Below are 11,331 nucleotides of genomic sequence, written 5' to 3'. Positions count from 1 at the left end.
GAGTAAGAGAACCTTCTTCATCATATATAAATTTTATATATTAATTTTACCATATTACATCATATTTTTGTAAGTTTTTATTATAATTTTCATAATACCCCTTTATATTATAAATTAATCTAATAGATTAAATTTATAATATAGAAATTTATTACAGTAAAAAATATGCTAGTAAACAAAATATTCACTAGCATTAATTTCATATATAAAATTAATCAACTATTAATTCTACTAAATCTCCATTTTTAACGCCTGCTGCATTTCCTTCTTCCATGTCAACATGCATTTCTAAATTAAAGCTATCACTAGCTCTTACTAATACATTTTCAAATACTAACGCTCTTGGTCCAGATGTTTTAACTTTTACTATTTGTTTGTCAGTTACACCAAATTTAGCAGCGTCTTCATTGCTCATATGTATATGTCTAGAAGCAACTATAACTCCTTCTTTCATTTCAACTTCTCCAGCTGGTCCTACTAATTTAACCCCAGGAGTTCCAGCTATATCACCAGATTCTTTTATTGGAGCTTTTACTCCTAATGGGAATCCATCTGCTAAAGAAATCTCAACTTGAGTTTGAGCTCTAGCTGGCCCTAAAACTCTAACTCCTTTTAGAGTCCCCTTTGGACCGACTAAATCTACTTTTTCTTCACAGGCAAATTGTCCTGGTTGAGATAATGGTTTAAATTTAGTTAATTCATGACCTGCTCCAAATAATACGTCTATATCAGCTTGACTCAAATGAACATGTTTATTAGATAATGCTATTGGTAATTTCATTGAAATTCCCTCCTTTAATTATTTTTAAATTATTGCAATACAATTATACATAATATTACTTACAAAATCAAATTATATTGAATCAATATACGCTTTTAGAGTCTTAGATATAGTGTCTTTAAATTCTTGATTATCTGTGTAAGGTATATTATCTGTGTTGTTTAAATATATATTGTGTAAAAGTTTAGTATTTATACTCTTAAAGAAAAAGTCCATAACTATTTGCCCACCTTTAAATTGTGAATCATAAGGTTTACTACCTCCTACTGCAATATACATTCCTATACGCTTTTTATTCCTATCAATTGAAGGCTTATTTAATATATACTTGCTTGCATAGATAGCTTGAGTTCTATCAACAACAGTTTTTACTTTAGCTGATATTGAATCAAAATGTACAGGACTTATTACTATAGTCCCTTTTGATTCATCAAACATTTTATATAGAGGTTTCATATCATCATTAAATTTACAACATCCTGTCTTATTACAAAATCCACATGCTGTACAATATTCAATATCCATATCATATATATTGAATATTTTACTACTAAGTCCACTATCTTCTAATTTAAGTTTTATTTCATTTGCTATAAAACTACAATTTTTATTATTTCTTGGACTTCCATTTATTATTATAATTTCTGGACTTTCAAGTTCTATTTTATTATTTAAACCCATAATCAATCTACCTATCCTTTAACATAACGATTAAAATATCATCATCATAATTATCTTTTGATGAAAAGTTTCTTAAATCTAATTTTAAATTTTCTACTATCAGCTGATGATTTAATCTAAAATTTTCTTTTAAAAAGTTTTCTAATCTCTCTATACCATATTCTTCTTTTGATGTATTTTTTATTTCTAAAATTCCATCAGTATACATACATACCATTGCATAATCTTCCATTGAAAGAATATTATTTTCATATGTTGCATCTTCCATTACCCCAATAGGTATTCCCTTTTTACAATTTAAGTTAGTTTCTATTGTTCCATCTTTTTTTACAACTACAGGGCTATAGTGTCCTGCATTAGATACTGTAATCATATTTTCTTTAGTATCTATAAGACCAATCAAACAAGTTGTAAATACTCCCATTTTGTCAAACTCATCATATAACATCCTATTTAAATTTGTCATTATTTCTTGTGGTGTCTTATACTGATTACATAACACTTTAAAGGCACCCTTTATCATTGCAACAACATAATTCGAAACCATTCCATGCCCCATTACATCAGCAACAATATAAACTATGTGTTCAGCATCTACCTTTGTAGCATAATAAAAATCTCCACCTACTACTCTTGCTGGTTTATGATAAAAATAAAGTTCTTTTTCATCATTACAATCCATTTTACCTTTGTCCATAATAAGTTGTTGCTGTTTATTTAATATATTTAACTCATTCTCAAGAATCCTGTGCTTTACTTCTTTTTCATTGTGCTCATATAACTGCATACCAACTAAAACCTGTTTAGATAATATACTAAGGATATTTAAATCATCACTCGTGTAGTTTTTGCTGTTTGCACAAACAATGCATCCTATAGTCTCATTTTTATCTTGGAGTTTGTAATATATATAACTTTCCAAGTTTATCCCTTTTTGTGAGCATGGTTTTAAATTATTTAAATATCCTCCTAAGGATTCTTTATTTACAAACTTGTCCAACATAGGATATAAATTTGTTTTCTTTTTATGTTCAGTATTATAACAGCTAAATATTTTATCTTTATTACCATGACCTATTATAATTATCAAAGCTTCTTTACTATTGGTAATGTTACACGCCTGTTTACTCAAGTTTTCTAAAAATCCATCTATACTTTTATTGAGATATAATTTTTTAGTAGCTTCATTTATAGCACTTATTGAACCTCTTAATTTATCAACCAAAATTTGTACATTATTATTTTTATTAGTTATTTCTATTGATAAACTTAAGAGAGATGCAACAGAAGATATAAAGTCTATATCTTGTTCTGTTAGAAAATCTTCTTCTGTCAAAAAGCAAGTCATAAATCCAACTACTTCATTATTTATGATAAAAGGAAAAACTATTCTACCAATGTAACCTTCAGATTTTGCTAAATCTCGTTCTCCTTCTGCTCTAGAATCTTCAAATACATTTTTCACATATATTATCTTTTTCTCATTTACAGCTTCATGGATATATTCTGGATATGTGTCAAAATCAATTTTTGCACCTTTAAGACTATTGATTGGAAAAATTTGAGGTACATACTCTAAGGTTTGTGAACATACTAAATAGGCATATTTAGAATCATTTTTATAAAATAGATTTACACATGCCTTTGTAGGGTGAACAACCTCTAACATTTTTTCTATTATTTTATCTTTTATATTAAAAAAATCTGTAGATTCAGTCACCATAGCAGATATTTCCACTAAATTCTTCATTTTATAATTGCCATTAGTCATACTCAATTTCTCCCCCTATATATTAAACTATTTATTAGTATTTTAACATACATTCTTTATAGTAAAAACAAAAACAACGACAAAACTAAGAACTAATATCCAGTTAAATCCTGTCAATATTCCTATAAGAAGTAATGTAATCAATGAATTTAGACCTGTTCTTCCCTTTTCATCCATAAAAGTTATCTTAGAGATGTCGATATTATTTTTTACATTGTTTATATGTTCCTTCACTTGTTCTTCCATATTTCTCTTATAAAGAATGTACACCACTCCAACTAGAAATACTCCTATACCTAATATCCAATTTAGATTAAATGCTACAATAAGCAGTATTGAACCAAAAACTAACTTTAAAAGTTTAAAAAACACACTATCTATCTTTAAGGTTATATTTCTGATTTCTTTACATTCATCCCTTAATGAATATCCACTTGAATCTAAGTTATTAATCTTTGTTTTTACAATTTCAGAATAAAAAAGCTTTATTATCCCATTTAACATTTTCATCACTCCTAAATATTTTACATATATTTGTAAGTTTTACAATTATAATATTTTTTATACTTGGTAATAATAAAAAATAACAAATATTTTATAATTTAGTATTTATTGTAAATAAATTATTAAAACTTTATAGACTAAGTATAAATTTTTCAAAATAAATATTCTTACAATTAAAAGGAAGTGTTTTTGTGCAAATAGAACAACTCGATTTAGAAACAAGAAATAAAATATACTGCTATACCAAAAAAATTCTTAGAAAATACCAAAAAGGTATTACATCTGGAAAATTAACAGCAGATAAATTTGCAGATAATATATTATCTCAAGATTTTATAAATAGTATACTTGATGAAAAAATAATAAATGAATATGAATTTAAGTTATCTTATATAGACTATATTGAAACTTTAATAAAAATACAAAATGAAAATTTGTCTAACTCAAGAAAAAAATCTACTAAATCTATAAAATATTTTAATATCTCTCAGATAATTCAATTGAAAAATTTATTACATGATACTGGTTATAATCTATCAATTCCATATAAGTACCTGACTCCTAAGGATATAGAAGGTATTATTACACTTATCAATACTGGGTCTATTGAACTTGGAAACGAGAGAATATATAATTATATATCAAAAGCATAATAAAATAAATTTATTATAAAAAGGCAATTTATTTAATATAAAAACTATTTTTTTATATTAAATAAATTGCCTTTTTAATTTTTATTTCTATATGACATTACCCAAGAGCTTTTTCTAGTTTAGATAAGTGTTGTATTGGATAATATTTCAATAGTTCTTTAAACTGTTCTACTGATAATCCTTCTGTTGTTGTATAGATTTTTATTTTTTCATCTAAATCACTATTAATAAATTTATTTTTTAAATCTTCAAAGTTTACACTACTCATTTTACATCACTCCTTATGTAATATATTCATTTGTACTATTTTATCCAGATTTCTAAAATTTATTACATAAAAATATCGACATATAAAACTTAATAAAAAAAAGCTATCTCAATTTAGAAATTACTTTCTATATTTGAGATAGCTCTAGCTATAACAATAGCCTAATAGTTATAAATAATTATTTATTAACTATCTGTTGTTTTTTCCAGCCATTTGTTGTTCAGCCATTTCAACTAATTTTTTAGTCATGTATCCACCTACATAACCATTTTCTCTTGCAGTAAGGTTTCCTTTATCAACTTGTTGATAATTACTCATACCAAGTTCATTAGCTATTTCTAATTTCATTTGGTTTAAAGCTTCTTTTGCTCCTGGTACTACTGTTTTGTTGTTGTTATTGTTACTTGCCATGTTGATTACCTTCCTTCTGTTTAATTTATTTTGTGTTGCTGATAATATTATGTGATTTTAAACATTTTTAATTCAGGTAATTTTTAGCAATTAAAACCTGCCAAATATCCAGTCGAAAAAGCTATTTGCAAATTGAATCCTCCTGTGTATGCATCTATGTCTATTACTTCACCAGCAAAAAATAAACCTTCTACCAATTTTGATTCCATTGTACTTGAGTTTATCTCATTCACTTTTACTCCACCAGAAGTTATTATTGCTTCATCAATAGGTCTATATCTTTTTACTGTAAGTTTTAAATTTTTTAGTAAATGAACTAAATTTTTTCTTTGTTCTCTAGAAACTTGATGAACAACTGTATCTGGAGAAATCTCGCTTAAATTTATTATTATAGGTATAAGTTTTTTAGGAAGCAAGTCATCCAATGCTTTTTCAAATTTTTTATTTGTATACTTTTGAAAATCTTTTTGAACTCTTTTATCTAATTTTTCTTCGTCTAATGCAGGTTTTAAATCCAACAGTATAGTATAATTTTCTTTAGTTGTATCTTTCATCCTACAACTTGCAGACTTTATTATAGGTCCATCTAAACCAAATTTAGTAAATTCAAGTTCTCCAAAATCATTATACACTTTCTTTTTTTTACTATTAAACACGTTTATCTCGACATTTCTTAATGATAATTTTTCTAAATCTTTTACAAAACCTTCTTGAACTTCTATACCAATCAAAGATGGTTTTGTATCTACAATAGTATGCCCCTGCGAAACAGCAAATTTATATCCATCACCAGTAGAACCAGTAAGTGGATAACTTAATCCACCAGTTGCTATTATGACTGAATCGCACTTGATTTCTTTTTTATTGTTTAGAATTACTTTTTCGATTTTATTATTTTTAGATATTATTTTTTCTACCCTAGAGTTTAATAATATATTTACTTTTTTGTTTTTTACTTGTTTTTCAAGAGCTTTTACAACATCAAAAGCTTTATCACTTTCTGGAAAAACTCTTTTTCCTCTTTCTGTTTTAGTTTTTACTCCAAGATTATTAAACATACTTATTACATCATCGTTTGTAAAAGTGTAAAAAGCACTATATAAGAATTTACCATTTGTAGGAACATTTTCTATTAATTCCTCTATATCACAATCATTAGTTATATTGCATCTACCTTTTCCTGTTATTGCAAGCTTCTTACCTAACTTATGATTTTTTTCAATTAAAGTTATATCAAACCCTCTTTCAGATGCAGTTGATGCTGCTATCATCCCTGCTGGTCCACCGCCTATTACTACTATTTTCTTCAAATAATCACTCTTTTCTATCCTTAAATTTTATTAAAATTAAATTAGTATCTATCAATAGTGCAAATTAAATTAATTTAATTTCAAAATTTTAAACAATGCAGGAGCTCCTGCTACTCCATAAAAAACAACCACTGTATACTTAATAAAATTCATAAAAATTATACTCATACTAGAGTCACTTATATTTAAAGTCGTTATTAATATTGAAATCAACACTTTAATAGCAACATATAAAATCCCTATTGTGACTATTCCAATCAAAAACCTACAAATTCTCGAAAATATCATGTTTTTACTCTTTTTATTTTTATTACTAAAATTAATTTTTTTATTATTATTTTCTGTAGTAAATTTAACAAATTTATCTTCAACTATATACCCAAATACAAACCCTACTAGAATACCAAATTTTTCAAAATATTCAGGGCTTTTTAGAAATATTGCTATTAATATAAATGGGATAAGTAATGCTACAAGAAAAATATATTTTTTATTATCATCGATATAGTCAAATATTTTTACAAATACAACTGTAAAAAATATGCCAAGTATCCAACCAGCAATTACATCTATAGGCCAATGAACAGCTAAATATAGTCGAGATAATCCTACTCCTAAAACCATCACTGCACCCAATAAACGTATATAGTTTCTTTTAAATATAGTCATAATACTAACCCAAAATGTAGTTGCAGTTTGAGTATGTGCACTTGGAAAAGAGTATCCTCCAGCGGTAGAAACTCTCAGTGATTCAAGACCTTTTATACCTATTGGTCTAGGAGCCTTTACAAATTCTTTGATACCTAGATTCACAACAAAATTTCCAACTATCGCGAACAACATTTTTTGTCCACATTTTTTATTTATACACCAATATATAACTGCTGTAATTAATATCAATAATGGAGCTTCTGTACTTACTGTAAATACAAGAAATATAAAGTTTAAAATTGGATTTCTTAAACTCTGGAAAAATAATAATATACTCAATTGAATATCCATACCGATGTCTCCTTTACTAAAATTTTATATACTTAATTAAAAAGCACTAACTCCTACAGAGATTAGTGCTTTTAATTCACATTTAAGTCTATTCTACATCCTCAACTATACCTATATAAGGTAAATTTCTATATTTTTCAGCATAATCTATTCCATAACCAACAATGAATTTATCTTCTATAACAAATCCAACATAGTCTACAGGTATATTAGCTTTTCTTCTTTGAGGTTTATCAAGTAGAGTACATAGTTTTAGAGATTTTGGGTTTCTAGTTTTTAAAGCTGCAACTAGATTGCTTAATGTTAAACCAGAATCTATTATATCCTCTACAATTAACACATTCTTTCCTTCAATATCTACATCTAAATCTTTTAATATTTTAACTGTACCAGAAGATTCTGTTGAGTTTCCATAACTTGTAACACTCATAAAATCTATATTTACATCTAAATCTATACATCTTATTAAATCTGAAACAAATACACTAGCTCCTTTAAGGATACCTACTACTAGTAAATCTTCACCTTTAAAATCTTCTTCTATTTTTTTACCTAATTCATAAACTTTTGCTTTTATCTGTTCTTCTGTCAACATTTTTCCTGTAACTTTGTACATCTTGAATCCTCCCGCTTTCCATCTATTAACCTATATATTATAGCATACTAAAATATCAATTAAAATATTTTTCATCATTTTTAAACCTAAATTAACAGCTTATCCATACTTTTTTGCTTTTTCTCTTAAAAATTTGGAATAAATATTCCTTTGTATTATAATCTATATGTAAATATATTAATCAGTTATTTTTATTAATTATATAATTTTATTATTGGAGGTACTTTTATGAGCACAAACCATGGAGCTAATTTATATAGTTTATCTAGTAAGTATGGCTTTTCAAAAGAAGAATTTATGGATTTTAGTTCTAATATAAATCCTTTTGGTACATCAGATTTAGCCAAACAATACATTGTAAACAATATAGATATAGTATCTATGTATCCTGACCCTGATTACATAGACTTAAAAACTTCTATATCTAACTACTGTAAGTGTTCTATAGATAATATAGTACTTGGTAGTGGAGCTACAGAATTAATTTCATCTTTTATACATACAATTAACCCTAAACAAGCTCTTTTGCTTTCTCCTGCTTATTCAGAGTATGAAAAAGAACTATCTAAAATTAATTGTTCTATAGATAAATATTTTGCTAAAGAAGAATATGATTTTCATATAGAATTAGAAAATCTTATAAAGACTATTAATTCTAAAGACTATGATTTAGTTGTAATCTGCAATCCTAGTAATCCAACTGGATTTGCATTTACTAAAATAGAAACAAGAGAACTATTAAAAAACACAGATAAGTTTTTAATGATTGATGAAACTTATGTAGAGTTTACTGATACAAACATATACTCTTCTACTCAATTAGTTGATGATTATTCTAATTTATTTGTTATAAGAGGAACATCAAAGTTTTTTTCAACACCAGGCATAAGACTTGGATATGGCCTTATATCTGATAATGATGTTAAGAATAAAATAAATAACAACTTAGATTTATGGAATATCAATATAGTGGCCTCTAAGATGGGAGAAATCATGTTTAGAGATTCAAACTTTATCTCTAATACTATTTCCTTAATGAATACTGAGAGAAATTACTTACTTAAGGAGCTTAAAAGCATAGACAATCTAGATGTATATGATACTCAAGGTAATTTTATATTATGTAAAATCAAAACTCATGAATTGACAGCTAAATCCCTTCGTGAAAAACTAATTCCACAAAAAATAATAATAAGAGATTGCTGCTCATTTGAAGGTTTAGATGAATATTTTTTTAGAGTATGTATACTAAAGCCTGATGAAAATAAATTACTAATATCATCTCTTAAAACAATTTTCAAATAGAAAAAGACTAGATACAGATTAGCACAAATAGTTCAAATAATACAATAATTAAGGGTTTATAATTATAAATTATAAAAAAATGAGCTATCTCTTTTTGAGATAACTCATTTTTATTTATTAAGAAATTAAGCGCTTTGTTTTCCTTTTTTACTCATTCCATCATTTATTTGGTCTACAACAACTGCTATTGCATTGTCTCCTGATACATTACATGCTGTACCAAAACTATCTTGAGTTAAGTATAAAGCTATCATTAAGCTCGCAAGACCACCATCTGATGGGATTCCAACCATTGGTAAGAAAGGAAGTGCACTCATTATAGCGCCTCCTGGTGCTCCTGGTGCTGCAACCATTGCTATACCCAACATTGCAATGTAAGGGAATAATACATCGATTCCATGTGGCATACCATTCATCATTAAAACTGCTGTTGTAAATCCTGTTATAGATATCATACTACCTGATAAATGTATTGTTGCACAAAGAGGTACAACGAATTCTCTTATTTGCTTACTTACTCCATTGTTTTCTGCACAACCAACATTAACTGGTATAGTTGCTGCTGAAGATTGAGTACCTATAGCTGTTAAATATCCAGGTATTTGATTTTTTAACATTTTGATTGGATTCTTTCCTGAGAATGCTCCTGCTGCTGTGAATTGACATGCCATATATACAAAGTGTAATGGTATTACTACTAAATAAACTTTCCAGAATACTCCTAATATTGTCCATACTTGTCCTGCTATAGTTATATTTGCAAAAGTTCCTGCTATGTATAATGGTAGTAAAGGTATAATTACTGTTGACAACGTTTTCGTTACGATTTCTTGGAATTCTTGGAAGAAATTAAATAGAACTTCTCCTTTTCCATGATTTCTCAAAGCTGATATTCCAAGCCCCATTACAAATGCAAACACTATTGCTGCTGTTACATCTACCATAGGCTCTAGTGGAATTGTAAATATTGGTGCTAACATTCCTGCTTCTGGGTCTCCAATTTGACTTGCTACACTTGCATCAATAAAATTTGGAAATATTAACATAGATACTGCAAATGACAATACTCCTGCAATTAAAGTAGAACCATATGCTATTCCTGTAGTTATTCCTAATAACTTTCCTGCTCCTGTTGCTAAGTCAGCTATTCCTGCTGTTACAAATCCTATAATTATAAATGGTATAACAAACTTTAAGAATGCTGAGAATAAAGTACTAACTGTTACTAATATTTGAACTATTATTTCTGGTGCATAACTTCCGATTAAAATACCGACTATGATACCGATGATTAGTTTAGGCACTAAACCTATCTTTTTCTTACTCATAACTTTTACCCTCCATAAATTTTTTTAGATTAAGTATTCTTGTACATTGAATACTTTGTCAATCATTGAATCCCCACTTCTTATGATAATAGAGTTTTATCTCTCCGTCAACATTTTAACCATTTTTTGTTAATAAAAAAAAGAATAACACTTATAAAATGTTATTCTTCTTCATCTTTTATAGAAAATTCTACATTTTCAATTATATTTGAATGTTTCTCCTTTTTTGCAATGATTCTGTATTTATTAATTTCTTCATTCACAATACCTATACTCCAAATTAATACTATAGCATCATCTATAAATCCAAATACTCCCGCGAGCATTTCAGGTATTATATCAATCCCAGATACAAAATAGGATACAGTAAAAACTAATACAGAAACTACTTTGACCTTATTAATTATATTTATTCTTTTCTCCGTCATAAAGTCTGGTAGTTTAAATAAATCAAATATAAAAAGTAATCCAAACTTAGCATTTTTAAATCTTACTAAAATTTTTTTTAAAGTATCTAAAATTATATCAATAGCTCTTTTTAAAAGTTCCATATTCATCACCTCTTATAATCATAGGTTACTCTACATTATAACCGATATAATTAATTTGATGAATATTTTAGATATAAATTTTATTAATTATTTTATATTTAAATTGTATTGCTTACATATAGAATGTTATATCATGACTTAAGTAGTTTA

13 protein-coding genes are annotated in these 11,331 nt (G+C 26.8%); 2 read left to right on the top strand and 11 right to left on the bottom strand.

Annotated features, from left to right (window positions below; all coding sequences use genetic code 11):
- Window positions 1-211: 211 nt before the first annotated feature.
- The 4 genes from pduL to KGF48_RS17885 all read right to left on the bottom strand — a co-directional run bounded on the left by pduL (window position 212) and on the right by KGF48_RS17885 (window position 3,737).
- Entirely contained in the window at window positions 212-781 is a 570-nt protein-coding gene (gene pduL / locus KGF48_RS17900; RefSeq protein ID WP_227829203.1) for a phosphate propanoyltransferase, read from the bottom strand.
- Between the two features lie 72 nt (window positions 782-853).
- Window positions 854-1,462: a flavodoxin family protein gene (locus KGF48_RS17895; protein WP_227841459.1), complete on the bottom strand. Its 609-nt coding sequence runs from the start codon at window positions 1,460-1,462 to the stop codon at window positions 854-856.
- A 7-nt stretch (window positions 1,463-1,469) separates the two neighbouring features.
- A complete protein-coding gene (locus tag KGF48_RS17890; protein ID WP_227841460.1) occupies window positions 1,470-3,233 on the bottom strand; it encodes a GAF domain-containing SpoIIE family protein phosphatase in 1,764 nt (587 codons plus the stop codon).
- A 42-nt stretch (window positions 3,234-3,275) separates the two neighbouring features.
- On the bottom strand, window positions 3,276-3,737 hold the full coding sequence (locus KGF48_RS17885; protein WP_227829206.1) for a hypothetical protein: 462 nt from the start codon (window positions 3,735-3,737) through the stop codon (window positions 3,276-3,278).
- Between the two features lie 191 nt (window positions 3,738-3,928).
- On the opposite strand from KGF48_RS17885, the gene KGF48_RS17880 reads away from it, so the two are divergent.
- Entirely contained in the window at window positions 3,929-4,390 is a 462-nt protein-coding gene (locus tag KGF48_RS17880) for a hypothetical protein (protein WP_227868393.1), read from the top strand.
- Window positions 4,391-4,487: 97 nt separating this feature from the next.
- On the opposite strand, the gene KGF48_RS17875 is transcribed toward KGF48_RS17880, so the two are convergent.
- From KGF48_RS17875 to hpt, 5 genes are all read right to left on the bottom strand, one after another.
- Entirely contained in the window at window positions 4,488-4,658 is a 171-nt protein-coding gene (locus KGF48_RS17875) for a hypothetical protein (RefSeq protein WP_227829208.1), read from the bottom strand.
- Window positions 4,659-4,847: 189 nt separating this feature from the next.
- Window positions 4,848-5,069 carry an alpha/beta-type small acid-soluble spore protein gene (locus KGF48_RS17870; protein WP_227432380.1) on the bottom strand — a complete coding sequence of 74 codons (222 nt, stop codon included), beginning with the start codon at window positions 5,067-5,069 and terminating at the stop codon, window positions 4,848-4,850.
- A gap of 83 nt (window positions 5,070-5,152) precedes the next feature.
- Entirely contained in the window at window positions 5,153-6,379 is a 1,227-nt protein-coding gene (locus tag KGF48_RS17865) for an NAD(P)/FAD-dependent oxidoreductase (RefSeq protein ID WP_227868392.1), read from the bottom strand.
- 69 nt (window positions 6,380-6,448) lie between these two features.
- Window positions 6,449-7,381 carry a phosphatase PAP2 family protein gene (locus tag KGF48_RS17860; protein ID WP_227829210.1) on the bottom strand — a complete coding sequence of 311 codons (933 nt, stop codon included), beginning with the start codon at window positions 7,379-7,381 and terminating at the stop codon, window positions 6,449-6,451.
- Window positions 7,382-7,469: 88 nt separating this feature from the next.
- Complete coding sequence (gene hpt / locus KGF48_RS17855) at window positions 7,470-7,997, bottom strand: hypoxanthine phosphoribosyltransferase (RefSeq protein ID WP_227432377.1); 528 nt, start codon at window positions 7,995-7,997, stop codon at window positions 7,470-7,472.
- A gap of 228 nt (window positions 7,998-8,225) precedes the next feature.
- Here hpt and KGF48_RS17850 point away from each other — a divergent pair, with 228 nt between their 5' ends.
- Window positions 8,226-9,302 carry a pyridoxal phosphate-dependent aminotransferase gene (locus KGF48_RS17850; protein ID WP_227868391.1) on the top strand — a complete coding sequence of 359 codons (1,077 nt, stop codon included), beginning with the start codon at window positions 8,226-8,228 and terminating at the stop codon, window positions 9,300-9,302.
- 125 nt (window positions 9,303-9,427) lie between these two features.
- On the opposite strand, the gene KGF48_RS17845 is transcribed toward KGF48_RS17850, so the two are convergent.
- Both KGF48_RS17845 and KGF48_RS17840 read right to left on the bottom strand, forming a co-directional pair.
- A complete protein-coding gene (locus KGF48_RS17845) occupies window positions 9,428-10,630 on the bottom strand; it encodes a dicarboxylate/amino acid:cation symporter (RefSeq protein WP_227829212.1) in 1,203 nt (400 codons plus the stop codon).
- A gap of 161 nt (window positions 10,631-10,791) precedes the next feature.
- Window positions 10,792-11,181: a DUF1232 domain-containing protein gene (locus tag KGF48_RS17840; RefSeq protein WP_227840532.1), complete on the bottom strand. Its 390-nt coding sequence runs from the start codon at window positions 11,179-11,181 to the stop codon at window positions 10,792-10,794.
- Between the last annotated feature and the right edge of the window lie 150 nt (window positions 11,182-11,331).

The sequence above is a fragment of the Clostridioides sp. ZZV15-6388 genome (assembly GCF_020657755.1).
Taxonomy (GTDB): Bacteria; Bacillota; Clostridia; order Peptostreptococcales; family Peptostreptococcaceae; genus Clostridioides.
This window is presented reverse-complemented; position numbering and strand designations above follow the sequence as displayed.

Coding starts and splice junctions, on each gene's coding strand:
- pduL (WP_227829203.1), bottom strand. CDS start 781: ATGAAATTACCAATAGCATTATCTAATAAACATGTTCATTTGAGTCAA.
- KGF48_RS17895 (WP_227841459.1), bottom strand. CDS start 1,462: ATGGGTTTAAATAATAAAATAGAACTTGAAAGTCCAGAAATTATAATA.
- KGF48_RS17890 (WP_227841460.1), bottom strand. CDS start 3,233: ATGACTAATGGCAATTATAAAATGAAGAATTTAGTGGAAATATCTGCT.
- KGF48_RS17885 (WP_227829206.1), bottom strand. CDS start 3,737: ATGTTAAATGGGATAATAAAGCTTTTTTATTCTGAAATTGTAAAAACA.
- KGF48_RS17875 (WP_227829208.1), bottom strand. CDS start 4,658: ATGAGTAGTGTAAACTTTGAAGATTTAAAAAATAAATTTATTAATAGT.
- KGF48_RS17870 (WP_227432380.1), bottom strand. CDS start 5,069: ATGGCAAGTAACAATAACAACAACAAAACAGTAGTACCAGGAGCAAAA.
- KGF48_RS17860 (WP_227829210.1), bottom strand. CDS start 7,381: ATGGATATTCAATTGAGTATATTATTATTTTTCCAGAGTTTAAGAAAT.
- hpt (WP_227432377.1), bottom strand. CDS start 7,997: ATGTACAAAGTTACAGGAAAAATGTTGACAGAAGAACAGATAAAAGCA.
- KGF48_RS17850 (WP_227868391.1), top strand. CDS start 8,226: ATGAGCACAAACCATGGAGCTAATTTATATAGTTTATCTAGTAAGTAT.
- KGF48_RS17845 (WP_227829212.1), bottom strand. CDS start 10,630: ATGAGTAAGAAAAAGATAGGTTTAGTGCCTAAACTAATCATCGGTATC.
- KGF48_RS17840 (WP_227840532.1), bottom strand. CDS start 11,181: ATGGAACTTTTAAAAAGAGCTATTGATATAATTTTAGATACTTTAAAA.